The 26114-nt window shown below is 72.3% G+C and carries 20 protein-coding genes and 1 tRNA gene; 10 read left to right on the forward strand and 11 right to left on the reverse strand.

Features of this window, described 5'->3' with window-relative positions; all coding sequences use genetic code 11:
- The first annotated feature begins 2 nt into the window (after nucleotides 1-2).
- The 8 genes from ACIQM4_RS09755 to ACIQM4_RS09790 all read left to right on the forward strand — a co-directional run bounded on the left by ACIQM4_RS09755 (nucleotide 3) and on the right by ACIQM4_RS09790 (nucleotide 7938).
- Nucleotides 3-662, forward strand: a complete 660-nt coding sequence (locus tag ACIQM4_RS09755; protein ID WP_401588538.1) for a hypothetical protein — start codon at nucleotides 3-5, stop codon at nucleotides 660-662.
- A 32-nt stretch (nucleotides 663-694) separates the two neighbouring features.
- On the forward strand, nucleotides 695-1717 hold the full coding sequence (gntD, locus tag ACIQM4_RS09760) for a guanitoxin biosynthesis L-enduracididine beta-hydroxylase GntD (protein WP_401588541.1): 1023 nt from the start codon (nucleotides 695-697) through the stop codon (nucleotides 1715-1717).
- Between the two features lie 249 nt (nucleotides 1718-1966).
- Entirely contained in the window at nucleotides 1967-2428 is a 462-nt protein-coding gene (locus ACIQM4_RS09765; RefSeq protein WP_401588544.1) for a cobalamin B12-binding domain-containing protein, read from the forward strand.
- Nucleotides 2425-3711, forward strand: coding sequence for a methylaspartate mutase (locus ACIQM4_RS09770; RefSeq protein ID WP_401588547.1), 1287 nt, complete (start codon nucleotides 2425-2427; stop codon nucleotides 3709-3711). Before ACIQM4_RS09765 ends, ACIQM4_RS09770 begins: the two co-directional genes overlap by 4 nt.
- A 59-nt stretch (nucleotides 3712-3770) precedes the next feature.
- Nucleotides 3771-4727, forward strand: coding sequence for an amino acid ABC transporter substrate-binding protein (locus ACIQM4_RS09775; protein WP_401588549.1), 957 nt, complete (start codon nucleotides 3771-3773; stop codon nucleotides 4725-4727).
- Nucleotides 4728-4792: 65 nt separating this feature from the next.
- Nucleotides 4793-5788 (forward strand): DMT family transporter, encoded by a 996-nt coding sequence (locus tag ACIQM4_RS09780; protein WP_401588551.1) that lies wholly within the window; start codon nucleotides 4793-4795, stop codon nucleotides 5786-5788.
- Between the two features lie 6 nt (nucleotides 5789-5794).
- A complete protein-coding gene (locus ACIQM4_RS09785) occupies nucleotides 5795-6865 on the forward strand; it encodes an aspartate-semialdehyde dehydrogenase (protein WP_401588554.1) in 1071 nt (356 codons plus the stop codon).
- On the forward strand, nucleotides 6862-7938 hold the full coding sequence (locus ACIQM4_RS09790) for an aspartate kinase (RefSeq protein ID WP_401588558.1): 1077 nt from the start codon (nucleotides 6862-6864) through the stop codon (nucleotides 7936-7938). Before ACIQM4_RS09785 ends, ACIQM4_RS09790 begins: the two co-directional genes overlap by 4 nt.
- A gap of 52 nt (nucleotides 7939-7990) precedes the next feature.
- On the opposite strand, the gene ACIQM4_RS09795 is transcribed toward ACIQM4_RS09790, so the two are convergent.
- The 5 genes from ACIQM4_RS09795 to ACIQM4_RS09815 all read right to left on the reverse strand — a co-directional run bounded on the left by ACIQM4_RS09795 (nucleotide 7991) and on the right by ACIQM4_RS09815 (nucleotide 12519).
- Entirely contained in the window at nucleotides 7991-9073 is a 1083-nt protein-coding gene (locus ACIQM4_RS09795) for a hypothetical protein (protein ID WP_401588560.1), read from the reverse strand.
- A gap of 76 nt (nucleotides 9074-9149) precedes the next feature.
- The gene (locus tag ACIQM4_RS09800) at nucleotides 9150-9740 is read right to left on the reverse strand and encodes a TetR family transcriptional regulator (RefSeq protein ID WP_401588563.1); all 591 of its coding nucleotides are present in this window, start codon (nucleotides 9738-9740) and stop codon (nucleotides 9150-9152) included.
- A 69-nt stretch (nucleotides 9741-9809) separates the two neighbouring features.
- A complete protein-coding gene (locus ACIQM4_RS09805) occupies nucleotides 9810-10481 on the reverse strand; it encodes an HAD family hydrolase (RefSeq protein WP_401588566.1) in 672 nt (223 codons plus the stop codon).
- A gap of 44 nt (nucleotides 10482-10525) precedes the next feature.
- On the reverse strand, nucleotides 10526-11659 hold the full coding sequence (locus ACIQM4_RS09810) for an oxidoreductase (RefSeq protein WP_401590079.1): 1134 nt from the start codon (nucleotides 11657-11659) through the stop codon (nucleotides 10526-10528).
- 2 nt (nucleotides 11660-11661) lie between these two features.
- The gene (locus ACIQM4_RS09815) at nucleotides 11662-12519 is read right to left on the reverse strand and encodes a ScbA/BarX family gamma-butyrolactone biosynthesis protein (RefSeq protein ID WP_401588568.1); all 858 of its coding nucleotides are present in this window, start codon (nucleotides 12517-12519) and stop codon (nucleotides 11662-11664) included.
- A 308-nt stretch (nucleotides 12520-12827) separates the two neighbouring features.
- Here ACIQM4_RS09815 and ACIQM4_RS09820 point away from each other — a divergent pair, with 308 nt between their 5' ends.
- Complete coding sequence (locus tag ACIQM4_RS09820) at nucleotides 12828-13493, forward strand: ScbR family autoregulator-binding transcription factor (RefSeq protein ID WP_401588571.1); 666 nt, start codon at nucleotides 12828-12830, stop codon at nucleotides 13491-13493.
- 117 nt (nucleotides 13494-13610) lie between these two features.
- Here the strand turns inward: ACIQM4_RS09820 and ACIQM4_RS09825 are convergent, their stop codons facing one another.
- Both ACIQM4_RS09825 and ACIQM4_RS09830 read right to left on the reverse strand, forming a co-directional pair.
- Nucleotides 13611-16208, reverse strand: coding sequence for an AMP-binding protein (locus tag ACIQM4_RS09825; protein ID WP_401588574.1), 2598 nt, complete (start codon nucleotides 16206-16208; stop codon nucleotides 13611-13613).
- Nucleotides 16208-17713: an MFS transporter gene (locus tag ACIQM4_RS09830; RefSeq protein ID WP_401588577.1), complete on the reverse strand. Its 1506-nt coding sequence runs from the start codon at nucleotides 17711-17713 to the stop codon at nucleotides 16208-16210. Before ACIQM4_RS09830 ends, ACIQM4_RS09825 begins: the two co-directional genes overlap by 1 nt.
- A gap of 258 nt (nucleotides 17714-17971) precedes the next feature.
- Here ACIQM4_RS09830 and ACIQM4_RS09835 point away from each other — a divergent pair, with 258 nt between their 5' ends.
- A complete protein-coding gene (locus tag ACIQM4_RS09835) occupies nucleotides 17972-19003 on the forward strand; it encodes a hypothetical protein (protein WP_401588580.1) in 1032 nt (343 codons plus the stop codon).
- A 202-nt stretch (nucleotides 19004-19205) separates the two neighbouring features.
- Here ACIQM4_RS09835 and ACIQM4_RS09840 read toward each other — a convergent pair.
- The 4 genes from ACIQM4_RS09840 to tmk all read right to left on the reverse strand — a co-directional run bounded on the left by ACIQM4_RS09840 (nucleotide 19206) and on the right by tmk (nucleotide 26052).
- A tRNA-Thr gene (locus tag ACIQM4_RS09840) sits at nucleotides 19206-19279 on the reverse strand.
- A 101-nt stretch (nucleotides 19280-19380) separates the two neighbouring features.
- Nucleotides 19381-20964 carry an alpha/beta hydrolase gene (locus ACIQM4_RS09845; RefSeq protein WP_401588583.1) on the reverse strand — a complete coding sequence of 528 codons (1584 nt, stop codon included), beginning with the start codon at nucleotides 20962-20964 and terminating at the stop codon, nucleotides 19381-19383.
- A 168-nt stretch (nucleotides 20965-21132) separates the two neighbouring features.
- Nucleotides 21133-22338 carry a DNA polymerase III subunit delta' gene (locus tag ACIQM4_RS09850; protein ID WP_401588586.1) on the reverse strand — a complete coding sequence of 402 codons (1206 nt, stop codon included), beginning with the start codon at nucleotides 22336-22338 and terminating at the stop codon, nucleotides 21133-21135.
- Between the two features lie 330 nt (nucleotides 22339-22668).
- Nucleotides 22669-26052, reverse strand: coding sequence for a dTMP kinase (gene tmk, locus ACIQM4_RS09855; protein ID WP_401588589.1), 3384 nt, complete (start codon nucleotides 26050-26052; stop codon nucleotides 22669-22671).
- Nucleotides 26053-26114: the final 62 nt, after the last annotated feature.

Genomic DNA, 26114 nt, shown 5'->3' on the forward strand with positions numbered 1-26114 from the left:
AAGTGAGCTTCGAAGAAATCACGCAGAAGACCTACTGCCCCTTCGCCAAGCCGTCGAAGATGGGACCCGGAATCACCATCCGGACCGATGACGTCGAAATGGAACTGACACGCCACCGGGACCTCGTCGCGGAGTTCTTCCGCACGGCCGCCGAGCGCTCACGCGACGGCATGATCATCACCTTCGAAGAGCCGACGCTCGGTATCACGCTGGACGCGCTGGTAAACCTCACCCGACGCTTCTACGCCACGCTCACCCAGATGTTCTCAAGCGTCTACATTCCCGATGATCCGCTGCCCGACGAACGCTGGTACGCGATGATCGAGGGCGAACTCTTCTTCCTGGTCTCCTTCGCCCCCTGCTACCCGGAGACATCACCGCGGTACACCCACGGCGATCAGCGGACCTACTTCCTGCTGCAACCCGCCAGCACTTTCGAGCGGCACGCCAAGTTCATCGACCGGCAACGCGCGGGAATCAGCCGCGCCTTCGCCGCGGTCGGCAAGCCGTACGACGCGCGGCTGGCCAATGTGGAGAACGACATCTTCAAGGCCGTCATGCCGATCGCCCCCATCGATCAGCACATCCCCTGGTGGTCCCCCGAGAGCACCCCGACGAACCCCCAGCAGGACCGCCTCCTGCACACGGCCCTCAACGGCTGACACCAAACATTCGAACCAAAGGTGAGACACCCATGAGTGAGTACCGCGGCATTCTGAGCTACGACCTCTCCGCCGAACAAGTGGCGTCCCTGGACCAGTTGCTCTCCGCCCCGAACGTGGCACAGCACGATCCCGGCGAGCAGGCGTTCTACGACAACGCCTGGGAGCTGGTGTCGAAGGTGCCGGTCGGACTTCGCCGGTTCCTTGAGGAGTTCCGGCGCGACGAGGCAGCTGCCGGCTTCCTGCTGCGCGGCTTCGGCGTCGACGACGACGCCGTCGGCCCGACTCCCGCCAACTGGGCCGAGGCCGCGGCGGCCGGACGCACCCGCCGGGAGGAGCTCTTCCTCGCGCTGATGGGCCAGTGCCTCGGCGAGGTGTTCAGCTGGCCCACGCTCCAGTCCGGACGAATGATCCAGAACGTGCTGCCCATCGCCGGCGAGGAAGGCGAGCAGAACGGACACGGCAGCGACGTGCTCCTCGAATGGCACACCGAGGACGCCTTCCACCCCTACCGCTGCGACTACCTGGCCCTCTTCGGCATCCGCAACCACGACCGGGTTCCGACGACGCTGGCCTCGGTCCAGGAGGTGGAACTGTCCGCGGACAGACGACAGGTGCTGTCCGAACCGCGGTTCCACATCCTGCCCGACGACGAGCACCTGCGTCAGCTCGCCGTCCAGCGGCCGAACGACCCCGGCCTGCTGCGGATGCGCGAGATGCGGGACAACCCCGAGCCCGTCGCCGTGCTCTTCGGCGCCGCCGACGCTCCGTACCTGCGCATAGACCCGTTCTTCATGCGCTGCGTCGAAGGCGACGGCGAGGCGGAACTGGCGCTCAAGGACCTGGTGACAGAGCTGGAGCGTGTGCAGCAGGACGTGGTGGTGGACGCGGGCACGCTGCTGGTCGTCGACAACTACCGCGCCGTGCACGGCCGCCGCGCGTTCACGGCCCGCTACGACGGCGCCGACCGCTGGTTGCAGAAGGCCGTCGTCACCCGCGACCTCCGCAAGTCCCGCTCCGCACGGGAGTCCGCCGCAGGACGCCTCCTCAGCTGACCCACGGCCCAGAACCGAACGCTCCGTCCCCCGTCCGGGGCGGAGCTCGGTCGCGCCGCTCACCCTGACCACGCAGAGACCATCGAAATGCCGGGGGCCGGATCCAGCCGCTGACGCTGAGCGCGCCGGCCGACTGACCGGACGGCGCGGCACCGAGGTTTCGGGCGCTGGGCGAAGAGTGGGAGCAGTGATTCGACCCCGCGTCGAAGTGTTGGCGCAGGTGGGCGTGCCGTTCCTACCGTCAGGGCCATGAGGAAACCGAGACCCCATCCCGACCCCAGGCGGCCGCGCCGCGCGGTGCTGTCCAGCGTCTCCTCGGACTCGCACACGTGGAACCTGGTCTACCTTCAGCTCCTGCTCGAAGAGGCGGGGTTCGAGGTCACCAACCTCGGCGCCTGCGTGCCTCCGGAGATGCTGGCCGAACGCGCCCTTGACGTCCGGCCCGACCTGATCCTGCTGTCCAGCGTCAACGGGCACGGTGGACTTCAGGCCGCCGCGTATGCCCAGCTGATCAAGGCGCAGTCAGCCCTCGCCGACACCCCGCTCGTCATCGGCGGCAAGCTCGGCGTGGCGGGGGAGGCCGACCGTGGCCTGGTCCCCGAACTCGTCGAGGCCGGCTTCGACGGGGTCTTCGTCGGGGACGAGGCCGTCGCCGAGTTCCGCGAGTACCTCGACCGGGTGCGCCCGCCCACCGTGGTGGCCGCCGCGTGAGCGCCGCGCCCCCGGTGGCCTTCGGCCGCCATGTCGCCGAGCGTGCGGCGGCCGGGTCCCTGGTGGTCCAGCCCCGGCTCGGCTTCGCCACCACCGAGCGGATGCGCGGCGCCCTCGAAGCGGTCAGGGCGGCGCGCGCGGACACCGTCGGCACCCTCACCCTCGACAGCTACACCCGCGTGAACGACCACGCCGCGGCCGCCGCGGCACTGCGCGCGGGCCAGGACCTCAACGGGTTCCCGCTCGTCGCACACGGCACCGACCGCACCCGCGGCATGCTCGAAGGTCTGTTCGACGCGGACTTCCCGGTGCAGGTCAGACACGGTTCCGCGCAGCCGCTGCAGATCTTCCGGGCGCTGCTCGACTCCGGTCTCGACGCCACGGAGGGCGGCCCGGTCTCGTACTGCCTGCCCTACAGCCGGGTCCCGCTGGAACAGGCCGTCGCCGCCTGGGCGGAGTGCTGCCGGCTGCTCGCGGACGGTCCGGGAGACGGGCGTCCGGGGCATCTGGAGAGCTTCGCCGGATGCATGCTGGGACAGCTGTGCCCGCCCGGACTACTGGTCGCGCTCGGCATCCTGGAGGGCCTGTTCGCCCGCCGGTACGGGGTGCGCAGCCTGTCGCTGAGCTATTCGCAGCAGGTCGACGCGGAACAGGACGCGGAGGCCCTGCGGGCGCTGCGGGCGCTGGCCGCGGAGTTTCTGCCGGACATGGACGTCCACCTGGTCGTCTACACGTTCATGGGCCTGTTCCCGCGCACCCCGCAGGGCAGCGCCGCGATCCTGCGCGACAGCGTCGACCTGGCCAGGAGCGCCGGGGCGGAGCGGCTCATCGTCAAGACGGCGGCCGAGGCCGAGCGCATCCCGACGGTCGCGGAGAACGTCACCGCCCTGGAGCAGGCCACGGCCCGCGCCAGGACCCGGAGTTCGGCGCCGGTCACCGGCCCCGCCGACGCCACCGCCACCGAGACGTACGCCGAGGCCCGGCTACTGATCGAGGCGGTGCTCGGTCTCGACACGGACATCGGCCGGGCCCTCGTCGCCGCGTTTTCGCGCGGCGTGCTCGACGTGCCGTACTGCCTGCACCCGGACAACGCCAAGCGGGCTCGCGCCCGGATCGCCCCCGACGGGCGGCTGCGCTGGTCCGACCCCGGCCGGATGCCCCTGCCCGCCGCGGCGGTGCCCGCGGCCGAACGGCACCGCCGGGTCGGCTCCGCGGAACTCCTGCACATGCTCTCGCACAACCAGCGGTCGTACGACGCCCAGGCTCCGGCCGCCGTCGCCTGACCGCCCGGCTCCCCCACCTCACACGTCACTTGTCACCACCTCAGAGAGGCAGCTTCGCCATGCCCCCGATCTCCACCTCCGCCGACTCCGCCACCCTCGACGCCGTCCGTGCCCGCGGCCGGGTCCGGGTCGGCGTATCGACCGGCATCAAGGGCCTGTCCTGGACCGACGAGCAGGGGGTGCGCCGCGGCCTGGACGTGGACACCGCCCGCGCGGTCGCCGCCGCGGTGCTCGGCGACGCGGATGCCGTCGACTACGTCGAGCTGACCCCCGAGCAGCGCATGCCCTCGCTCGCCGCCGGCCGGATCGACCTGCTGAGCTGCAACGCGACGTGGACGCTGACCCGCGAGTGCGCCTCCGGCGCGGTGTTCCTGCCCACCACGGCGTACGACGGCGGCGCCTTCATGGTGAAGCGCTCCTCGGGCATCACCACGGCCGACCAGCTCGACGGCCGCAAGCTCGCGGTGCTCGGCGGCACCAGCAGCGCCGGCAGCCTGGAGGCATACTTCGGCCCCCGCGGCATGGCGGTCACGGCGGTGCCGTTCGACACCCCGGCCGGGGCCCTCGCCGCCTACGCCGGCGGCAGCGTCGACGGTTATGTCTGCGACCGGATCGTGCTCGCCGGTGAGCGCACCCGGATCGGCGACCCCGAGGACCACGTGATCCTTGAGGAGACCATCTCCAACGAGCCGATGGGCCCCGCCGTCCGCGACGACGACGCGGCGTGGCTGCGGATCAACCGCTGGGTGTTCTTCGCCCTGGTCGCCGCCGAGGCCGAGGGCCTCACCTCCGCGAACGTCGCCGACTTCGACTCGGGGCTGCTCGCCCGGCAGGCCGAACTCGGCGCCGCCGCCGGCCTTCCGGCCACGTGGATCAGCGACGCGGTGGGCCAGGTCGGCTCCTACGGCGAGATCTACGACCGCAACCTCGGCGCCGCGTCCGGTCTCGGCATCGCCCGCGGCCTCAACGACCTGTGGCTGCGCGGCGGCCTGATCTACGCCCCACCGCTGGCCTGACCGCACACCCGGGTGCCCCGCCCGCCGTCGTCCGTACCCGCGACTCCCCTGGAGCTCTCCCTTCCATGACCACCTCGTCCTCCAAGCGCCCCCTGCTCCAGATCGGTACGGCCATGGCCGGCTGGGGCACCATCGGGGCGTTCGTCCTGGCCAGTGGCCAGTCCTCGTTCAACGTGGCGTTCGTGCGCTGTCTGCTCGGCGCCGTCGCGATCGCCCTCGTCTGCCTCGCCCGCGGTGACTTCCGCGCCACCAATCTGACCCGGCGCAATCTGCTGTTCATCGTCGGCGGCGGCATCTGCCTGGTCTTCAACTGGGTTTTCCTGTTCACCGCGTTCCAGCTGACCTCGATCACGCTGGCCACCGTGCTCTACCACACCGAGCCGTTCTTCGTGCTCCTCATGGGCGTCATCGCCTTCAAGGAGGCGATCACCCGGCACAAGGTGGCCTGGGTCGTCGTCGCCTTCGCCGGTCTCGTCGCCACCACCGAGATCTGGCGGCTCGACTCCGACGACCTCGGTGACGGCATGGTCGCCGGCATGGCCTGCGCAGCCGCGGCCGCCCTGCTCTATGGCATCGCCACCGTCACCGCCAAGCAGGTCGAGGGCGTCAAGCCGCAGCTGACCGCGCTGATCCAGTTCGTCATCGGCATCGTGCTGCTGCTGCCCTTCGCCGATCTCGGCTCGCTCGCCTCGGCCGGCTCCGGCTGGGCCTGGCTGGTGCCGATCGGCCTGTTCCACACGGCGCTGCTGTACTTCCTCATGTACTCGGCGGTCCCGAAGCTGCCGAGCGCCACCATCGCCGTCGTCGCCTTCGTCAACCCGGCCGTGGCGATCGTCTGCGACATGGTGTTCTTCGGCCACCGCCTCACCCTCGGCGAGGGCGTCGGCATCCTCCTGATCGCCGTGGCCAGCCTCGGCGTCACCCTCGGCTGGCGTCTGCTGCCCGGCACGTCCAAGTCCCTTACTCCGGCAGCTGGTTCACCGGTCCAGGCGCAGAGCGCCGAAGTCATCGCGGCGGAGCCCGCCGCTGCCACCCCGTCCTCGTACGCCGCCAGGAGCTGACCCCGCATGACCGCCACCCTTCCCGAGACCACCGCCCCCGCCACCGTGCGCCCGCCCCGGATCGCCCTGGTGGGCGGCACCGGCGCCGTCGGCCGCACCTTCCTGGATCTGATCGCCCAGCGCGGTTTCGCCTTCGAGTCGATCCGGCTCGTCGCCTCACCCCGCTCGGCCGGGCGCACCCTGCCCGTGCCCGGCGGCTCGGCCGTCGTCGAGTCCCTGGAGAGCTGCGACTTCGACGGTGTGGACCTCGCGTTCTTCTCGGCGGGTACGCCGCTGAGCGTGGCGCACGCGCCCCGGGCCGCCACGGCCGGCGCCCTCGTCGTCGACAACACCAACGCCTTTCGGATGGACCCGGCGAGCCCGCTGGTCGTCCCGCAGGTCAACGGGGGCCTGCTGGCCCGGCGCCCGGAGAGCGGCATCGTCGCCAACCCGAACTGCTCCACCATTCCATTGGCGCGCCTGCTGAAGCCGATCCAGGAGCGGTACGGGCTCGACCGGGTCACCGTCTCCACCTACCAGGCGGCGTCCGGCGGCGGCCAGAGCGGCATCGACGAACTGCGCGCCGACACCGCCGCCCGGCTCGCCGACTTCGCGGCCCCGGCGCCCGAGAACAGCAGGTTCGGCCCCGGACTCGCCTTCAACGTGGTGCCCGCCATCGACAGGCTCCTGGCGCACGGCGGGACGCTGGAGGAGCAGAAGATGCGCCAGGAGTCACGGCGCATCCTCGGCCTCGACACACTCGACCTGACCGCCACCTGCGTCCGCGTCCCGGTGGTCAACGGCCACTCGGAGGCCGTCGTCATCGACGCACAGGACGAGGTCGACGCCCGGGAACTGACCGACCTGCTCGACGCGCAGGAGGAGGTGCGGGTGTGGCGCGAGGGCTGGCCGACGCCGCGCACCGCGGCCGCCGAGTCCGATCTGGTGCACGTCGGCCGGGTCAGGACCGACCCGGAGAACCCGCGCCGGGTGCTGCTCTGGCTCGTCGCCGACAACCTGCGGATCGGCGCCGCACTCAACGCCCTACAGATCGCCGAGAAGGCGGTCGCACACGGAATCGTCGGAGGTTCGCGATGACCCTGCACGTCCTCAAGTTCGGTGGCTCGACGTTCCCCTCGACCCACCAGTACCGCTCCATCGCCCGCTATCTGCGCCGCCGCCTGGCCCGCGGCGAGCAACTGGTCATCGTGGCCAGCGGCATGCAGGGCGCCACCGAGAACGTCCGCTCCCTGGCCACGTCCATCGATCCGGCGGTCGGCACCGCCGCCCTGCACGGGGTGCTGCCGCTCGCCGACACCACGGGCGCGGGACTGCTCAGGATCGGCCTGGAGCGCGAAGGGGTGCCCGCCACGCTGCTGCACGGGCACCGCACCGGGCTGGTCACCGAGTCCGTCGAGGACCGGGCGGCGCCCCTGCTACGCACCGAAACCACCGAGATTCACGCACTGTTGGCGCGCGGCATCACGCCGGTGCTGCCCGGTGGTCAGGGCGCGGACGACCAGCACCGGCCGACGTGGCTCGGCAAGAACAGCTCCGATCTGAGCGCGGTGGCGCTGACCGGCGCGCTCGGCCTGCCGGAGGTGGAGATCTTCTCCGACGTGGAGGGCGTCTACTCGGCCGACCCGAACGTCATCGACGGGGCGCAGCCCATGGCCGAGCTGCGGTACGAGGACATGCTGGCGCTCGCCGCGCACGGCGCGAAGGTGCTGCACCCGCAGTCGGTGCGGCTCGCCCAGCAGCACGGCGTCAGCATCGTGTGCCGCCTCAACTATGGCGATTTCACGTCGGGTTCGGTGATCGGCGAGCGCGGCAGGGCGCGCAGCGTGGTGGTGGACCTGCGCTCGGTCGTCGCGTCGTTCGCCGACGCGTACACGGCGGACCGGGCGTACCGGCACCTGCTGGCGGCGGGCGCTCAGGCGCACCGTCCGGTGCTGGAAGGCCGCCATCTCGTGGCGGTGACCGGCGGCTTCTTCGATGTGCCGCGGGCCCTGTCGGAGGGCGGGTTCGCGGTGTCCATCGGCAGCGAGCGAATGGTGACCGCGGTGAGCGAGGACGGCGCCGCCGTGCACATCGCGGCCGACGAAGCGCAGGCTCGGCGGCTCGGCTCCCTTCTGCACGACGAGCTGACCGGGGTGGCCGCCCTGGCCTGACCCGGCTCACGAGAAGGTCCCCGGAGCATTGGCTCCGGGGACCTCGCCGTTCTCAACCGGCCGCGGAACCAGCGGCATTGAGCAGACGCGAGCCCAGCTCGGTCAGCAGGTGCTGAACCTGCTTCCCGCGCCGGTACGTGGCGACGAGCCCGGCCAGGCGCAGCGCGGTGGCGTGGCTGGAAGCGGTGGGGGCGCCGACCCCGAGCCGCAGGGCGAGCTCCGTGGTGCTGCACCCGGTACCGATGGCGGCCAGCGCCTGCGAGCGGGCCCGGCCGAGCAGCCCGATCAGCGGCTTGGCCTCGGCCCCGGTGCGCCGCTCGGTCCGCTCCTCGGTCACCGGGTAGCGCAGCACGGTCAGTTCGCCGTGGGTGAGCACGGCGGGGTGCGGTGCGACGGCGCTGGGCACGATGAGCGCGCCGGCTGTGGCGTGCCTGGGCGGCCGGGGCCGGGCGGCGGCGCCGTTGCGGGCCGCGGGTCCCGCGCCGGACCGGGCGGTGGCGAGGTACAGCACCTCGTCCTCGTACGAGATGTGTTCGTGCAGCGTGTCAAGCAGGTGGCCGACGCCGTGGCGGGCGAGGACGTGCGCCCGGTAGGCCACGTCGCCCTCCAGTGCGCGGCGGACCTCGGGCCAGCGGTCCGCGAGCCACACGTCGAAGGCCCGGCGCAAGGCGTCGAGCAGTTCCGCGACGTGCGGCGAGGGCACCGGGGCCGGGGGCCCCGCGGGCGCCGCCGGCTCCTCGGCGGCGGACGGGTCGCCGTGGACGTCGGCGCACATCCGGGCGCTCAGCGCTTCGAGTTCGCGCTCCAGGTCCGGGGAGCTCGTGACGTCGAACAAGGCGGGCGAGAGCAGCGCCGCGGTGGGCCATCGGGTGGCGCGCAGGGCGTCGGAGAGCCGCCTCAGTTCGGCGTCGCGCGAGCCGTCGCGCCTACTGCCGCCCGCGTACTGGGCGACTTCGGCGAGGAGTTCGTTGAGCGGGGAGATGACGAAGCGGGTGCGGGACAGCGCCGTGCCGTCCATGACGACCACGGGCCGCCCGATGCCGCTCGCGCCGCGCGGCGCGCGGGTGCGCGTGGGAGTGGGCGTGGGCGTGGGCGTGGGCGTTCCGATGGTGGGTGCTGGGCCGGCGATGTCCATGGTGAGCCTTCTCCTGAAACATTCGTTCTCAAAGGTATGTTTTTGCGTGGCGCGGAGGTCGCGCGAGCCACGAGCGTTACGGCCCGCAGATCACGTCGAGCACCGTCCGCGCCACCTCCGGCCAGCGGCCCACCTCCCCTGCCGCCCGGCCTCCGAACGTGGCGCCGCACACGAGGGCGAACAGCACCTGGGCGGCGGACTCCGGGCGCCAGGGCGGGGTGAGCCGACCGGAGCGCTCGGCCCTGTGCAGTTCGTGGAGCAAGTGCCCGTGCATCCGCTCCAGCAGGTCGGCCCCCTCCTCCCCCGCATCCGGACGCGCGTCGGCGGCGAGCCGGAGCGCCGCCCGGAACCGGGGTTCGGCGAGCCGCCGCATCAGCGCACCGGTCGCCGCACGGAGCACCTGTCGCGGATCGCCACCCCCGTCCGCCTCCGCGCGGGCGCACATCTCGGCCCAGTCGGACGCGGCCTGCCGGGTCAGCGCCTCGGCCAGCGCCTCCTTGGACGGGAAGTGCCCGTACAACGCGCCGGTCGTGACCCCGAGGCGGCGGGCCACGACCTTGAGGTTGGCCGCCTGGTAGCCGACCGTGGCGAACTCCTCGGCGGCGAGGTCGAGTACACCCTGCCGGGTGCGGTGGGACCTCTCCTGCTGCGTCATCTTCTCGGCCATCAATTTCCTTCCCGCGGGTATGTTTCGATGTCGTACGTGCGGGCCCCGAAGGGCCCGCACGGCAGGGTCCTAGAGTCGCGGCCCACTCCCCGCGGGCAGCTGGGGCCACCCCGCACGCAGCGCGTGGTCCGCGAGGTCCGGATCGTCTCCGACCACGGCGGGGCGCCCCACCGCCCGCAGTAGCGGCAGGTCACTGGCGTGATCGCCGTACGCGTAGCAGCCGTCGGCGACCGCGCCGGAGCGGCGGATGAGATCGCGGGCCGCCGCCCCCTTGACCGCCCCGATCATGGGCCGTTCGACCTCGCCGGTGAGCACCCCCCGGGCGTCGGCGCACAGTTCGGTGCAGAGCACCGCGTCGGCGCCGAGGTCGCGGGCGACCGGCTCGACCAGGGCCCGCATCGAACCGGAGACCAGCACCACCGTGCGGCCCGCGGCCCGGTGCCCGCGCAGCGCCTCGACTGCGCGGAGCACAAAGGCCGAAGCGCCCTCGCGGTACGCGGCGTACCAGTGCCGCCCCGCCGCTTCGAGTTCGGCGGCCGGCACCCCGGCGTAGCGGCGGAAGTGGGCCCGGTTCCGGGCGGCGCGGTCGCCTTGGACCGGGCGGGTGTCGGCGCCCCGCCCATGTCCGAGCGCGGTCCAGTATGCCCAGAAGTCGAACATGCTCTTGGTCGCGATCAGCGTCTCGTCGACGTCGAAGAAGGCGATCGCGCCCGAGGTGTACGTACGTCCCTCGGGCTTCAACGTCTGTCTTGAAATCGCTAGTTGGGCCCCGACGGCCGCCGCATTCACTCCGCCCCCGCTCGCTGCGCGGGCACGGCGAAGAGTGCCTGAGCGTACGCCTCGGCCGCCGATTCGAAGCCGAGGGCTGCGTGCGAGGCGATCGCGGCGATGTCGTTGCGCCGCAGCAGCACCGGGTCGTCCTCCGCGAGGCCGCCCGCACCGAGGCCGCGCCACAGCCCGTCGACCGCCTCCGCGCACAGTTCCACGGCGAGCACCGCGTCCCTGCGGTTCTCGGCGACCACCAGCGCGGTGGCCTCGGCGTGGTCCGCCCGGTGGGTGGCGGCCCGCAGGAGCAGTTCCGCCGAGTGGACCTTGGCGGCAGCGCGGGTCAGGACGTGCCGGGCCCCGACGCCCGCGATGGCGGAGGTCCCGTCGGGGCGCCGCTTGGCGGACATGGCCGCACGCCAGTCGAGCAGCGCACCGCGGGCGGCGCCGAGCGCGGGCAGGGCGAACATCAGGGAGCCGACCAGGGCGTACGGGACGCGGTGGCAGCGCTCCACGGACGGGTCCACGCGGCCGAGGTCGGCGAAGCTGAAGCTGCGGTGGGCGGGCACGAACACGTCCTCGGCGCGGACGGCGTTGCTGCCGGTGCCGCGCAGCCCGGTCGTGTGCCAGGTGTCGGTGACCGTCACCCGGTCGCGGGGCACGGCGAACACCCGGTGCCCGGCCTCGCCCTCCCCCGGCGTACGGCTGGCGAGCAGCACCCACTCGGCGTGGTCGACCCCGCTGGCGAAGCCCCAACTCCCGGTCAGCCGCCAGCCGCCCGCCGCCGCGGTCGCCTCACCCTGCGGCGGGACGATGGAGGCGGCGATCCGCACGTCGGGGCCCGCGCCCCACAGGTCGCACTGCCCCGCCTCGGGCAGGTAGGCGGCGAGCCGGCCGTGCGCGGCGTACAGCGTGGCGCACCATGCGGTGGAGGCGCAGGCCTCGGCGACGCCCGCCGAGGCGTCCAGCAGTTCGCCGAACCCTCCGGCGCGGCCACCGAACCGACCCGGCACGAAGTGCCGCGCGAACCCGGCCTCGACCACCGCCCCGGCCACCGCGCCCGCCAGTCTTCGCCGACGCGGCAACTCTCCCCGGTCGGCCAGCGCGTGCGCGACGAGGGCGTCGACATCGATCCCGGTACGCACGTCCGTCATGGTCAGCACGTCGCACCCCCCAGCGTGACCGAGGCAAGGGTGCGCTCCCCCTGTGCGACGGTCACTTCGACCGCATCGTCCGCGCGTTGACGCGCCGTCAGCAGGGTGTCGGCGTCCAGTTCACCGAAGGCATGGAAGACGCTCTCCAGCGCGGCGGGCCGCGCGTGCTCCGGGTGCAGCGCGGCGCCCACCTGCCGGACGGCCTCCAGCAGGACCATGCCGGGCATGTGGTCGCAGCCGTGGTCGAACAGCACCGGGTGCGCCGGGTCGAGCCGCAGCCGCCAGGCGTCCGCCGCCACCCTCTCGACGAGCCGGTCCCGGTCCGCGACCGGCCCCGAGGCCAGCACCGGCCGGATGTCCTCGACGCCCGAGTACTCCGTGCCGCGCAGCCGGAGCGTCGCGTACCGGTCCCGGTCCACGGCCATCCAGCGCATGCCGCCGCGGGCCACCCGCCGCCCGTCCTGGTACACCTCGGCCGTCATCCGCATGTCGAAGCGCCGCCCGCGCCCCAGCGGTGTGAAGGTCGCCTCCATGACCAGCGGCGCCGCGTCGGGGCCGCCGGCCGGCAGTTCGCCGTCCCGCTCCAGGTGCAGATCGCACAGGATGAAGGCGTGGTCGCGCGGCACGGCGTAGAAGCGGTGCGAGAGGTGGATCGCGGTCTGCCGGACGGCCTCGGCGAGCAGCAGCGGATCACCGGCGGCGCCGCCCCCGCGGTGCCCGAGGAAGTGGTCGCGGTGCCAGCGCAGCGCCAGCACGAACCGCCCGCCCTCCAACTGCACCGCGTCTTCGAGCAGTACCTCACCGTCGGCCGCCTTGTGCACCGAGTCGCGGTGCACAAGGGCCTGGGCCCGAGCCTGCACAGGGCCCCCCGCGAAGTCCTCCCGAGCCTGCACAGGGCCCCCCGCGAAGTCCTCCCGAGCCTGCACAGGGCCCCCCGCGAAGTCCTCCCGAGCCCTGTCGTCCGTAGCGCCGAGCGCCGTAAAAACGTGCATGACCACACCTCCCCGTACTGAGTACGCACCGCGAAAAGTGCGCTCTGAGCAGCGCCCTCCAAGATCATTCCGGCGAGCGGCTCGAAAATATACCTACGGAAAGGTATCTTTCAAGGGTCGCCCGACAGGCGATACGCCCACGGCCAGGACAAGCGATCAGGAACGAGCTGCTCCGCATGACTCCCCCTCCCACCACCCCCGGGACCTCGCACGCCTTCGCCACCAAGAAGGTCACCGCCGCGCGCGGCCCCGAGCCGCGCCAGGACCGTGCCGTACGCACCAAAGCCGTCGTCCTGAGGGCGGCCGCCCACCTCTTCGCCACCCGCGGCTTCCGTCACACCTCGGTCAAGGACGTGGCGGAGGCCGTCGAGATGACCAAGGGCGCGGTCTACTTCCACTACCCGACCAAGGAGGCCCTCGCGGTCGCCGTGGTCGAGGCGCACTACGCGGAGTGGCCCAAGCTCCTCGACCAGGTACGGGAACTCGGCCTCGCCCCGCTGGAGACGGCCCTCGCGATGCTCGACGGCGCGGCACTCGCCTTCCGGGACAACGCGATCGTGCAGGGCGGCGCGCGGCTCCAGATCGAGCGTCCGCACATCGACGCCGAGCTCCCCACGCCGTACGTGGACTGGATGAACCTGCTGCGCGACCTCCTCGAACAGGCTCGGGACCAGGGCCAGTTGGCGGACTCCGTGGATCCGGTGGCGGCCGCCCGGACCCTGGTGGCGAGCTTCTTCGGCGTGCAGCACGTGTCGGACGTCCTGGCCGGCCGCGCGGACCTGGAGGAACGCTGGACGGAGTCGCGGACACTGTTCCTGGCGGCACTGCGCCGACAGCCGTAACGCCTCCCCTTCGCACCACACACAGAGAACCGCCGGACCCACACCATCGGGTCCGGCGGTTCTTCGTACGTCTCTCCACACTCCGTCAGCACTGGCGCAGTGGGCGGGAGTTGACGCCTACTGGACGATCTCCTCGGCCGCCCGCGCGGCGAGCCAGTCGCACACCACGGCGTCGTTGGGCGGTTCGAGCAGGGCGAAGTGGTCGATGGGCAACTGGTCCACGTCGGCCTCACGCAGGATGTCGCGCCACTGCCCGAGCGCGCTGCCCGGGGTCCACGGCAGGCCGGAGGTGGCGGCCAACGCCGTCTCGCCCCGGTGGGCGTAGTCGACGGCGCCGCCGGTGTCGCCCTGGAGCAGCCGCACCGGCAGCCCCTCGGGAGCGCCGAGGCGGACTCCCTCCAGGATCCGGGCATTCGACTCGTACACCGTCCAGGCGTCCTCGATCTCCTCGCCGCCCGCCTCGGCGGCCAGGGTCCCGGCGGCCTTGGCGGCGGCGGTGACGGCCGCGAGGTCGAACGCCCCTTCCTCGGTGACGAACTCCTGCGGCGGCGCCGGGATCGACCAGCCGACGCGCACGAAGATGTCGAAGGCGTCCCGCGGGTTCACCCGGTGCGAGCCGGGGTCCGGCGGATCGATCAACAGGGCGCGCACCGGGCGGGCGCCGTCACGGTGCAGGCGGCGGGCCACTTCGTACGCGAAGACGCCGCCCAGCGAGAAGCCGGAGACACAGATCGAGCCGAACCGTTCGACGCCGTTGTCGAGGAGCACCCGCGCGAGCCCGTCGGCGAGCGCCGCCATGCCCTGGCTGGACAGTTCCGCCGGGGTCTCCATGGCCCACACGGTGTCGTCGGCGGGCAGCAGCCGGGACAGCGCCGCGTAGCGGGTGACCGCGCCGGACAGCGGCGGCAGGAAGACCCACAGCCGCTCCTGGCCCGCCGTCCGCATCGGGACGAGCGTCGTACCGGTGACGTGGTGCGCGGTGGGGATGCCGCCCTGCCGGTCGGCGAGCAGCCCCGCCAGTGCGTCGAACCGGGGCGAGCGGTAGAGCTCGGCGGCCCGCAGCTGGACTCCCGTCATGTGCTGGACCTTCGAGATCAGCTCGATGGCCCGGACGGAGTCGCCGCCCGCCTCGAAGAAGCTCGCCGTGTCGTCCTCGGGCGGCGAGCCGAGCACCTGGCTCCAGGCGTGCCGCAGCAGCCCGGTCGTGTCACGCGGGTCGAGGTGCTCCGCCGCGTCGGCGTGCCGGGCCTCGGCCCGCCCGCGCAGCTCGGCCCTGTCGACCTTGCCCCGGGTGGTCAGCGGCAGCGCGTCGACCACGGTGACCTGGGAGGGCAGCATGAAGTGGGGCAGGGTGGCGGCGAGTTGCCGCACGAGGTCCGAGGCGCCTGCGGCCCGCGCGCCGCAGTCGGCGGTGAGCGTCACGAAGGCCGCGAGCAACCGGCCGCCCGCGCCGTCGAAGGGTACGACCGCGGCGTCCTGCACGTCGTCCAGGGACCGCAGGTGGGAGGCGACCTCGTCGAGCTCCACCCGGAAGCCGCCCTGCACCTTGACCTGGGCGTCGAGGCGGCCGTGCAGCACGTAGCCGCCACCGGGGCGCGCGGTGGCGAGGTCGCCGGTGCGGTAGGACCACACGCCGTCGATGGTGCGGAACGCCGTCGAGGACGCCGCGTGCCCCAGGTAGCCGCGGCCGACGGCGACGCCCTGGATGACGAGTTCGGTCGCGTCCTTCCCGCTCTTGTCCTCCGTGTCACCGATCGGGTCGAGGCGGAAGGTGACACCGTCGATGGGGTCGCCGATGGTGATCGGGTCGCCGGGCAGCAGGTCCCGGTAGCAGACGACGACGGCCGTCTCGGTCGGCCCGTACCCGTTGACGACCCGGACGCCGTCGGCCGCGGCCCCGGCCCAGGCGGCCACCGCTCCCTGCGTGGGGGCCTCGCCGCCCGCCATGACCAGGCGCAGGCCGGGGGCGAGGCGGGTGCGCGATGCGGCGAGTTCCGCGCCGAACTTGTTGCAGACGCCGGTGGGCAGGCTGACCACGGTGACACCGAGGCGCTCGCAGTGGCGCAGGAACTCCTCCGCCCTGCTGTAGACGAACGCCTCGTCGCGGAAGACCAGTTCACAGCCCGCGGCCATCGACGTACAGATCTGTTCGAGCGCGAGGTCGAAGGCGATGGAGGAGAAGAACAGCCGGGTGTCGGTGGCGGTGAGCCCGTACCACTCGACGGTGCCCCGCACATGGTTGTCCAGCGCGTCCTGTTCGACCACGGCGCCCTTGGGTGCGCCGGTGGAGCCCGAGGTGTAGCCGACGTAGGCGGCGCGCGAGGTCCGGCGGGCGAGCCGCTCGTCCAGCGGCGGCCCGGGGCGGGGCCCGCGTTTGGGGCCGTTCGCGGTGATCACCGCGGCCGGGGCGCAGTCGTCGATGATCAACTGCTTGCGGGCGTCCGGGAAGTCCGGCTCCAGCAGGGTGAACGCGGCTTTGGCCCGCTGCACGGCGGCCATGGCGACGACCGTGTCGACGCCGACCGGCAGATCGATGACGACGACGCTCTCCTCGACGACGTCGAGTGCGCGCAGTTGACTCGCCAATTCGGTGACGGCGGAGTTGAGTTCGCCGTAGGTCGTGCGGCGCGGGCCGTGGCTGAGTGCGATTCGCCCGGGTCGTTCGGCGGCGTGCGCGGCGATCGCGGCGGACAGGGCGGCGGGGGTGGGGGACATCAGGCATTCACCTCGTGGGACGTGGCAAGGACAGGGGCGCGCTTGGCGGGGCGGGGCAGGAGGACCAGGACGAGGACGGCGGCGGCGCCCGCGACGGCGGCGCCGGTGAGCCAGGCGGCCGTCAGACCATGGCCGACGGCGTCGGTGAACCAGTGCGCGGCGTGGCCGAACCGGTCCAGGGCGGCGGCGTGGCCCTCGTTCACCGTCCCCGCCCCGGCCGGCACCGGGGGCGTCGCCCGGTCGGTGTCGGAGGCGTAGCCGGCGGAGAAGACGAGGCCCATCACGGCCACTCCCCCGGCCCCGAAGATCTGCTGGAACATGGCGTTCACCGAGGAGCCGACCCCGGCGTCGGCCGGCCGGAGCGTGCCGACGATCAGCGTGAGCGCGGGCCCGACCGACCAGCCCATGCCGAGGCCGCACCCCAACAGGCCCACGGCGAGCAGCGGATAGCTCCCCTCACCGGCGGCGAGCGCGCTCACCGCACAGCCCACGGCGGCGCAGCCGAGCCCCGCCGCGACGAGCGTCCGGGGCCCGGTGGCGGCCACCACGCGTACGCAGGTCAAGGAGGCGACCGCGAGTCCCGCCGCGAGCGGCAGCAGTCCGGCCCCCGCCGCAAGCGGGCTCCACCCGAGGCCGTACTGAGTGAACTGCCCGGCCAGGAACACCGACCCGAATAGCGCGAAGAACAGCCCCGACATGGCGACGACGGCGCCGGTGAACTGCCGCTCGCGCAGATAGGACAGGTCGAACAGCGGCCGCTCGGTGCGCTGTTGGTGCCGTACGTAGCCGATCAGCGCGAGCACGGCGACGAGAGCGATTCCGGCGCGCACGAGGGCAGGGACGCGGTCGTCGGTGGCGAAGATGACCGACGCGGCGAGTGCGAGAACCCCGACCAGCAGCAGGGCCGCCCCCGCAGGGGCCGGTCGCCGGGCCGCGCCGGTCGGCCGGACCCGGTCGACGAGCAGCGCGTTCCCGATCAGCGCGACGACGCCGACGGGCACGTTGATGAGGAAGATGGAGCCGTAGGCGAAGCGCGTGAGCAGCAGCCCGCCCAGCACGGGCCCGATCGCGACACCGAGGCCGACCACGGCGGGCCACAGCGCGAGCACCCGCCCCCGCCCGTGCTCGGTCAACTGCCGCGCGAACAGACCGAAGATGCTCGGCACGATGAACGCCGCCCCGACCCCCATCCCGGCCCGCGAGACGACCAGGGCCACCACCGACGGCGCAAGGGCCCCCAGCACCGACGCCGCAGTGAAGGCGGTGACGCCGATGGCGTAGGAGCGGCGCGGGCCGAGGCGGTCGACGATGCTGCCCGCGACGATGAGCGAGGCGGCGAACACCAACATGTACGCGTCGATGGCCAGTTGGACATCGGGAGTACCGGCGTTCAGGGAAGCGGAGATCTTGGGGACCGCGGTATTGATGATGGAATTGTCCGCGGACACCATGAAAAGGCTCAGATACGCGGTCGCCACCACACCGATGGTGCGTGAACGTCTCACTGGCTGACGCGGGGCCGACGGCATGCGGTTCTTCTCTCGTCTACGGGAGTGGTGTCGTGCGGAGAATCGCGGTGTCGCGGCAGCTCCACGCCGGGAAGCTAACAGCCGATTACTTCGCCGAACCAGCATCCGTGACCGCGGTCACACACAATGCCCGACCCTTTTGACGGTGCCTCAAATAGATGGACGGGAGGGCGCAATGCGTTTTCGCTACCGGCACGACGCGACCCTCGCGATCCCTTCTTCCCGGAGCCACCCATGACGATTGAGACTGTTGCCGCGCCCACCTGGACCATCGAGCCGGAGTTCGCGTTCACCGACGCCGAGCGCACGGCCCTCGAAGCCTCGCTGAGCACGGTCACAGCGAACCCGTACCGCCTGTACGAGGCCCACCGCTTTCAGGTGGGGCAGCTGCTGGCCGAGGGCGCGGTGCCCGAGCGATTCATCCGCCACGTCGAGACGCTGACCGCCCGCGACCGGGCCGCCGACCCCGTCGTCGTCATGAAGAACGTGCCGCACGACCGCGACGTACCGGTATTCGACTTCGACCAGCCGGTCCGCTCCAAGTACGAGGTGAAGAAGACCTTCGTCGCCGAGGGATTCCTGGCCCTGTTCGCCCAGCTCGCCCACACCCCGGCCATCGGATACGTGAACGTCAATGACGGGGACGTGTTCCAGGACATCTATCCGCAGCGACGCCTCCAGGAAAGCCAGTCGCAGAAAGCGCTGAAGCAGATTCATTTCCACAAGGACCTCGCCAACCATTTCGTGCGGCCCGACCAGGTCTACATGGTGGGTATGCGCAGCAACCCCGTGAACGAGGTCTACACGTCGTTCGTACGGAACATCGACGTGATCGAGGCATTCACCGCGCAGGAGCTGGAACTGCTGCGCTCCAACGAGTTCTACACGCCCTTCGACGACCTGAGCACCATGGGCGGCGGCCGCGTGACGCTCGGCGAGGCCGACCTGCACCCGGTCATCGGTGGCCGCGGCCCGGAGGACCTGCGCTTCTTCGAGAACCGGACGGTCGGGGTCACCGAGGCGGCCAAGGCCATCGTCCCGAAGCTCGCCGAGACCCTGCACCGCCTCAAGCAGCGCGTCTTCATCGAGCCCGGCGACTTCGTCATCACCTACAACAACCACACGATCCACGCCAAGGAGGTCCTCCACGTCGGCGACCCCGAGGCCCTCCAGACCCGCTGGATCATCAAGACCGTCAACGTCGACGACATGACCCCGCACCGCGAACACCTTGTCCCAGGCACGGACCACCTGATCAACGGCTGACAGTCTCGCAATCGAGTGACAGATGGCCCGCCACGGTTTCCGTGACGGGCCATCGGGTCGCGTAGGAGCTGTTCGCATCGTTTCTGCGCCGCGTACGTGCGGCGGGGCGGGTGAGCCCCAAGCGGGCGGTATCGCCCACAGAAATGGATCACGAAAAGCACAAAGGCCCAGGTCAGAGGCAATCTGTCCTGGGCCTTTTCGGAGCCGCCTTCGGGATTCGAACCCGAGACCTACGCATTACGAGTGCGTTGCTCTGGCCAACTGAGCTAAGGCGGCGCCGCTGCCGGTCACACCATGGTGCGATCAGCAGCGGAGCCAAGTCTACACAGTTTCGCGAGGTGCTCCGCACACCCCCAAGGCAGTGGTCCCCGTGCAGGTCAGGAGCACTGTTTACCGTCCTTGGGAGGGGTTCCCTCCAGCAGGTAGGTGTTGATCGCCGTGTCGATGCAGTCGCTGCCGCGGCCGTACGCGGTGTGGCCGTCACCGTCGTACGAGAGGAGGGTTCCGGTGGCCAGCTGGGCAGCGAGGGACTTGGCCCACCGGTAGGGGGTGGCCGGGTCGCGGGTGGTGCCGACCACGACGATCGGGGCCGCGCCCCTCGCCTCGATGCGGTGCGGCTTGCCGGTGGCCTCGATCGGCCAGGACGCGCAGTTCAGGGAGGCCCAGGCCAGGCCTTCGCCGAAGACGGGGGAGGCCTTCTCGAAGGTCGGCAGCGCGGATGTGACGTCTGCGGCGGACGTGAAGGCCGGCGGGAGGTCGAGGCAGTTGACGGCGGTGTTGGCGTACATCAGATTGGCGTACTTGCCGTTGCCGTCACGCTCGTAGTAGCTGTCGGCGAGCGCGAGGAGTCCGTTTCCGTCACCGGACTGCGCGGACTTGATGCCGGCCTGCAACTGCGGCCAGGCCGCCTCGTCGTACATCGCGGCGATCACCCCCGTGGTGGCGAGGGCCTCGCCGAGCGGGCGGTTCCTGTCCTTGGTGGGTACGGGCTTGGCGTCGAGCGTGGCGAAGAACTCCTTGAGCCGGGCGCCGGCCCGGTCAGGGGTGCCGGTGCCCAGCGGGCAGCTCTGCTGCTTGACGCAGTCCGCCGCGAAGGACCGGAACGCGGTCTCGAAGCCGGCCGTCTGGTCGCGGTTCATCTCCCGGGCCGCCAGCGAGGGGTCCATCGCGCCGTCCAGGACGAGGCGGCCGGTGCGGTCGGGGAAGAGTTCGGCGTACGTGGCGCCCAGGAAGGTCCCGTACGAGGCCCCGACGTACTGGAGCTTCTTGTCGCCGAGGATCTCGCGCAGGACGTCCATGTCGCGGGCCGCCTCCACGGTGGAGACGTGCGGCAGAACGCGCTTCGAGCGCCTTTCGCAGCCCGCCGCGAACCTGTCGTACGCGGCGGTCAGCTTCGCGGTCTCGGCCGCGTCGTCCGGGGTCTGGTCGACCTGCGTGTGCGCGTCCATCTCGGGTCCGGTCAGGCACTCGACGGGTTCGCTGCGGGCCACGCCGCGGGGGTCGACGGCGACCATGTCGTAGCGGGCGCGGACCGGGGCCGGGTAGCCGAGGGCGGCGTACGCCTGGAGGTAGCCGATCGCGGAGCCGCCGGGACCACCCGGGTTGACCAGCAGCGAACCGATGCGCTTGCCGGGCCCGGTGGCCTTCTTGCGGGAGACGGCGAGCTTGATGTCTCCGCTGCCGCCGGCGCCGGTGCCCGGCTTGGCGTAATCGAGAGGCGCCTTCATGGACGCGCACTCGAAGCCGGGGACACCGCACTCCCGCCAGCTCAGTTTCTGCGCGTAGTACGGGGCCAGGGCCGCCCGGTCCGCTCCCTGCGCCGGGCCCTGCGCCGCGGTGGGCACGGTGCGGCCCGGTGCGGGCGGCGACGCGTTGCCGGACGAGCAGCCGGAGGAGCCGACCAGCAGGGCGGTCGCGGCGAACAGGGTGGCGGAGGAGAGGAGCAGGCGCCTGGTATCCATGTCCGGAGCGTAGTGGGAGTGCTACCTGGTGTGCGCCCCGGAGGTGCGCAGTTGCCCGTACGAGTGAGGCGGTCAAGGGCGGCGCCCCCTCAGCCCCTTCAGCCCCCCAGCCCTTCAGCCCTCTCAGCCCCGTCAGCCCTCTCAGCCCCGTCAGCCCTCTCAGCACCCTCAGCCCGTCCGCAGTGACACCGCCATCGCCTCGACCGCCAGCAGCGGGGCCACGTTCCGGTCCAGGGCCTGTCGGCAGGCGATGATCGCCTCGATCCGGCGGAGGGTGCGCTCGGGGGTGGAGTCGCGGGCGACGCGGTCCAGGGAGTCCCGTACGTCCTCGTTCGCCAGGGCCACCGACGAGCCGAGCTGGAGGGCGAGTACGTCCCGGTAGAACCCGGTCAGGTCCGTGAGGGCGAGGTCGAGGGTGTCGCGCTGGGTGCGGGTGGAGCGGCGCTTCTGCCGGTCGGCGAGTTCCTTCATCGCGCCCGCCGTGCCGCGTGGCATCCGGCCGCCGGCCGCGCCGCCGAGGGCCGCCTTCAGGTCCTCGGTCTCCTTCTCGTCGACGTCCTCAGCGACCTGTTTCGCGTCCTCGCCCGCCGCGTCGACCAACTCCTGGGCGGCCTTGAGGCAGCCGCCGATGTCGTCCACCCGCAGGGGGAGCCGGAGGACCGTGGCCCGGCGGGCGCGGGCCCGTTCGTCCGTAGCGAGGCGGCGGGCGCGGCCGATGTGGCCCTGGGTCGCGCGGGCGGCGGTCAGCGCCGCCTCGGGGTCGATCCCGTCGCGCCGTACCAGTACGTCGGCGACGGCCGTCACCGACGGGGTGCTGAGCGTCAGGTGCCGGCAGCGGGAACGGATCGTGGGCAGCACGTCTTCGAGGGAGGGCGCGCAGAGCAACCAGACCGTGCGGGGGGCGGGCTCCTCGACGGCCTTCAGCAGGACGTTGCCCGCGCCCTCGGTGAGGCGGTCGGCGTCCTCCAGGACGATGACCTGCCAGCGGCCGACCGCGGGGGACAGCTGGGCGCGACGGACCAGGTCCCGGGTCTCCTTCACACCGATGGAGAGGAGGTCGGTGCGGACGATCTCCACATCCGCGTGCGTACCGACGAGGGTGGTGTGGCAGCCGTCGCAGAACCCGCAGCCGGGGACGCCGCCCATCGCCCGGTCGGGGCTGGTGCACTGAAGGGCGGATGCGAAGGCACGGGCGGCGGTGGAACGTCCGGATCCGGGCGGGCCGGTGAACAGCCAGGCGTGCGTCATCTTCGACGCGTCCGCCGCGACCCCACCGGTCGACTGGACGGTGACCTGCGCATCGGCGTCCCTGGCCGCGCCGGCCAGCTGCGCCTGGACGCGCTCCTGCCCGACCAGGTCGTCCCATACGGTCATACCGCTCCCACCTCACACCTCACGACCCCGAAGCAGGGGCCGGACCCCGAAGCGGGGGCCTGTCCCATTGTGGGCGACGGGACTGACAACCCTGACAACGGCGACAACACTGACAGCGGTGAACGGAAGCGAACGGACCCGTGCCAGGCGAGGCACGGGTCCGCTGTCGGACCGAAGCGAACGGACCGTTCCTACGAGCACGAGCAGCCCGCCGACGTCGGACCGAAGCGAACGGACCGTTCCTACGAGCACGAGCAGCCCGCCCCCGCCCCGCCCCACGCACCCTCAAGCGTCGGCCGAACCCCGGCCCCTCACGGCCGCGCGCACCCCTCAGGGCCGGCGTCCGCGCCCCCTGCCCCGCTTCCCGTTGTCCTCGTCCTGCTCGCCCAGCAGTTCGTCCGCCAGCGACGGCAGATCGTCCAGCGGCGTCTCCTCCGCCCAGTCCGAACGCCGACGCGGCCGATCGGAGCGGGCCGAGTCCTCGTGCTCGCCGCCCGGATTGTCCGGGTCGAACTGCGGAAGCTCGCGCGTCGCGTCCTCCCGGGGCACGACACGCTCGTCACGCTCGTCCCGGAAGTACCCCCGCGGAACCCGGCCTCCCCCGGCCGCACCCGTATCCCGTACGGGCGGAAACACAGCGGTCTCGTCCGCGGCCCCGGCGTCCCGTACCGGCGGGATCACGGCCGTCTCGTCCGCCGCCCTTGCCTCGCGTACGGGCGGAATGACGGCAGTCTCGTCCGCGTCCCGTGCCTCCCGTACCGGCGGAAGCACAGCGGTCTCGTCCGCCGCCCGCACGTCCCGAACCGGCGGGATCACGGCCGTCTCGTCCGCCGCCCGCACGTCCCGAACCGGCGGGATCACGGCCGTCTCGTCCGCCGCCCGGTCCGCCGTGGGCCGCGGCGGGCGTGGGGAGGTCTCCCGCGCGGACGGCGTCCGGGGCAGCGAGGTCGTCTCCTCCACGTCCCGACCCGCGTCATCGTGGGCGGTCGCGCCCCGGCCGCTCCCGTCCCGGTGGTCCCCGTCCCGGTGGTCCCCGTCCCCGTCCTTCGTCAGGTTCAGCCGTGCCATCGGCGTCTGGAGCGTCGTCTCGTTGTCCGGCTCCGGCACCCGCAGGGCAGCCGCGGCAGCGGAAGCCGCCGATGCCGCTGCCGCCGCGGCCCGTGCCTCTTCCGCACGCAGCAGGGCCTCCTCGGCCTTGCGCTGCTTCTCGCGGCGGCGCTCCTCCGCCTCCGCGCGCAGCCTGGCCTCTTCCTCGGCCTGCTTGCGGAGCCTTTCCTGCTCAAGCGCGCGCGCCTTGGCCTCGGCCTCGCGGCGTACCCGTTCCTCCTCGGCCTGCCTGCGCGCCTCCTCCGCGCGCCTGCGTGCCTCCTCCGCCTGCCGCTCGGCCTCGCGCAGCCGCGCCTCCTCGACCTCGCGGCGCTTGCGCTCCTCCTCCTCGGCACGCAGCCGGGCGAGCTGCTCCTGGCGCTCACGCTCCAGCCGCTCCTCCTCGGCCTTGCGCGCGGCCTCCTCCTCGGCGAGGCGGCGTGCCTCCTCCTCGGCGGCCTTGCGCGCGGCCTGCTGGGCGGCGATCTCCTGCTCCGACAGCGGCAGCATCTGGTCGAGCCGGTGACGTACGACCGTGGTGACCGCCTCGGGCTCCTGGCCCGCGTCCACCACCAGATAGCGGCCCGCGTCCGAGGCCGCGAGGGTCAGGAACCCGGCCCGCACGCGCGCGTGGAACTCCGGCGGCTCCGACTCCAGCCGGTCCGGCGCCTCCGTGAAGCGCTCGCGCGCCGTCTCGGGAGACACGTCCAGCAGTACCGTCAGGTGCGGTACGAGCCCGTGGGTCGCCCAGCGCGAGATGCGCGCGATCTCGGTCGGGGCCAGGTCGCGGCCCGCTCCCTGGTAGGCCACCGACGAGTCGATGTACCGGTCGCTGATGACGATCGCGCCGCGTTCCAGCGCCGGCCGTACGACCGAGTCCACGTGCTCCGCGCGGTCCGCCGCGTACAGCAGTGCCTCCGCGCGGTTCGAGAGTCCCGCGCTCGACACGTCCAGCAGGATCGACCGCAGCCGCTTGCCGATCGGCGTCGCACCCGGCTCGCGGGTGACCACGACCTCGTGGCCCTTGTCCCTTATCCAGTCGGCGAGCGCCTTGGCCTGGGTGGACTTGCCGGCGCCGTCGCCGCCCTCCAGGGCGATGAAGAAGCCGGTCGCCGAGGGTGCCTGCCCGGGTTCCCCGCCGCGGACCGCCTCGCGCAGATCGCGCCGCAGTGGAACCCCCTGCCGGTCGTCCGCCTTCGCGAGCACGAGGGCGGCCACGGGCAGCAGCAGCGCTCCGACCAGCATCAACGTATATCCGGCGCCGCCACCCCGGACGAAGACGAAGCTTCCGCTCTCCAGCCTGTGCATACCGATCGCGGCAGCCAGGAGGGGCCCGGCGAGCACGCCGAGCGCGCCACAGACGCGTACGACCGCCTGCAGGTGCTCCGTCGTACGGGCCCGGCGGTAGTCCTCCGTCTCCAGGTCGAGCAGGGTGTGCCCGGTGTTCGCCGCGACACCCGCGCCGACGCCCGCGAGGAGCGCGAGCAGCAGCACGGTGGTGGTGTCCGGGACCAGGCCCATGGCCAGCAGCGCGACCCCGGTGACGGCGATCGCGAGAGCCAGCAGCCGACGCCGCGAAAGCGTCGGAAGGATCTTGGCGGCAGTACGGATGCCGATGCCCACACCTGCCGCGAGGGCGAGTACGAGCAGCGCGAAGACGGCCGGTCCGCGGCCGAGATCACGTGCGTGCAGTACCGAGACGGCTCCGGCGGCGGCAGTCGACATGGTGACCGCGGCACAGGCCAGAACCAGAAGCGGAATGGCTCCGGTGCGCCCCTTGTCGGGCCCGTTCCCGGTGCTCGGACGACGCAGCCCCTCCAGCGGAGAACGCGCGCGCGGCGTCTGCACATCGGGAAGCCGCAGCAGTACGAGCGTGGAAACGGAGGCGGCGAAGAGTCCTGCCGCGAGATAGGAACCCAGCGCCGCCTGGTGGCGCGAGAACCAGTCGATGCCGGTCCCGAGCAGCCGGCCGAGCAGCACGGCGACCAGGAGCGCGGCGGCGGCGAGCGGGATCGCCGCGAAGTTCGTACGCAGGGACAGCCGTCGCAGCGCCCCGAGGTGATCCGGAAGGGGCCGTACCGCGGCGCCCTCGATGGGCGGGGCGGGCAGCAGTGCGGGTGCGGCACTCTCGCACGCCACGGCCCAGAAACGCTCGGCGACCCCCATCAGGAACACGGTCACCAGCAATATCGCTGTCGCCTTCGCGGGCAGCCAGACCACCCACAGCGGGGCGACGACCAGCAGGGCGAGCCGCAGACCGTCGGCGCCGAGCATCGCCCAGCGCCGGTCGAGCGGACCTCCGGGCGCGACGAGCGCGGAGACAGGGCCGAGCAGTACGGCCCCGAACAACAGAGTGGCGAGCACACGCGCACCGAACACGGAGGCCACGATCAGGGCCGCACCGCGGTAATCCCCGCCGAAGACATCTCGGGGGCCTGATGCCTCCAGCGTCAGCAGGAGGAGGACAAGAAGGGCGAGAGCATCCCCGACACCGCCGACGAGCTGTGCGCTCCACAGCCGCTTCAGCGGCTGATGGCGCAGAAGAGCCCGTACGGCTCGCTCGCGTGAGTCTGCGGCTAGTGCGTCGGAGGTGGGGCTCACGACCGTTGGCTGCTCGGCTCGCGTCATCCGCCCAGCCTATCCGCAGCACCGGGACCGCATGCGCGTGCACTCGAACTAATGTCTCCCCC

The organism is Streptomyces sp. NPDC091272, assembly GCF_044757485.1.
Classification (GTDB): domain Bacteria; phylum Actinomycetota; class Actinomycetes; order Streptomycetales; family Streptomycetaceae; genus Streptomyces.

Excerpts from the sequence above, each read along its gene's own strand:
- ACIQM4_RS09810 (WP_401590079.1), bottom strand. The coding sequence starts at position 11,659 with ATGACGGACGTGCGTACCGGGATCGATGTCGACGCCCTCGTCGCGCAC.
- ACIQM4_RS09785 (WP_401588554.1), top strand. The coding sequence starts at position 5,795 with ATGACCGCCACCCTTCCCGAGACCACCGCCCCCGCCACCGTGCGCCCG.
- ACIQM4_RS09800 (WP_401588563.1), bottom strand. The coding sequence starts at position 9,740 with ATGGCCGAGAAGATGACGCAGCAGGAGAGGTCCCACCGCACCCGGCAG.
- ACIQM4_RS09780 (WP_401588551.1), top strand. The coding sequence starts at position 4,793 with ATGACCACCTCGTCCTCCAAGCGCCCCCTGCTCCAGATCGGTACGGCC.
- ACIQM4_RS09790 (WP_401588558.1), top strand. The coding sequence starts at position 6,862 with ATGACCCTGCACGTCCTCAAGTTCGGTGGCTCGACGTTCCCCTCGACC.
- ACIQM4_RS09820 (WP_401588571.1), top strand. The coding sequence starts at position 12,828 with ATGACTCCCCCTCCCACCACCCCCGGGACCTCGCACGCCTTCGCCACC.
- ACIQM4_RS09825 (WP_401588574.1), bottom strand. The coding sequence starts at position 16,208 with ATGTCCCCCACCCCCGCCGCCCTGTCCGCCGCGATCGCCGCGCACGCC.
- ACIQM4_RS09775 (WP_401588549.1), top strand. The coding sequence starts at position 3,771 with ATGCCCCCGATCTCCACCTCCGCCGACTCCGCCACCCTCGACGCCGTC.
- ACIQM4_RS09845 (WP_401588583.1), bottom strand. The coding sequence starts at position 20,964 with ATGGATACCAGGCGCCTGCTCCTCTCCTCCGCCACCCTGTTCGCCGCG.
- gntD (WP_401588541.1), top strand. The coding sequence starts at position 695 with ATGAGTGAGTACCGCGGCATTCTGAGCTACGACCTCTCCGCCGAACAA.
- tmk (WP_401588589.1), bottom strand. The coding sequence starts at position 26,052 with ATGACGCGAGCCGAGCAGCCAACGGTCGTGAGCCCCACCTCCGACGCA.
- ACIQM4_RS09765 (WP_401588544.1), top strand. The coding sequence starts at position 1,967 with ATGAGGAAACCGAGACCCCATCCCGACCCCAGGCGGCCGCGCCGCGCG.
- ACIQM4_RS09850 (WP_401588586.1), bottom strand. The coding sequence starts at position 22,338 with ATGACCGTATGGGACGACCTGGTCGGGCAGGAGCGCGTCCAGGCGCAG.
- ACIQM4_RS09835 (WP_401588580.1), top strand. The coding sequence starts at position 17,972 with ATGACGATTGAGACTGTTGCCGCGCCCACCTGGACCATCGAGCCGGAG.
- ACIQM4_RS09795 (WP_401588560.1), bottom strand. The coding sequence starts at position 9,073 with ATGGACATCGCCGGCCCAGCACCCACCATCGGAACGCCCACGCCCACG.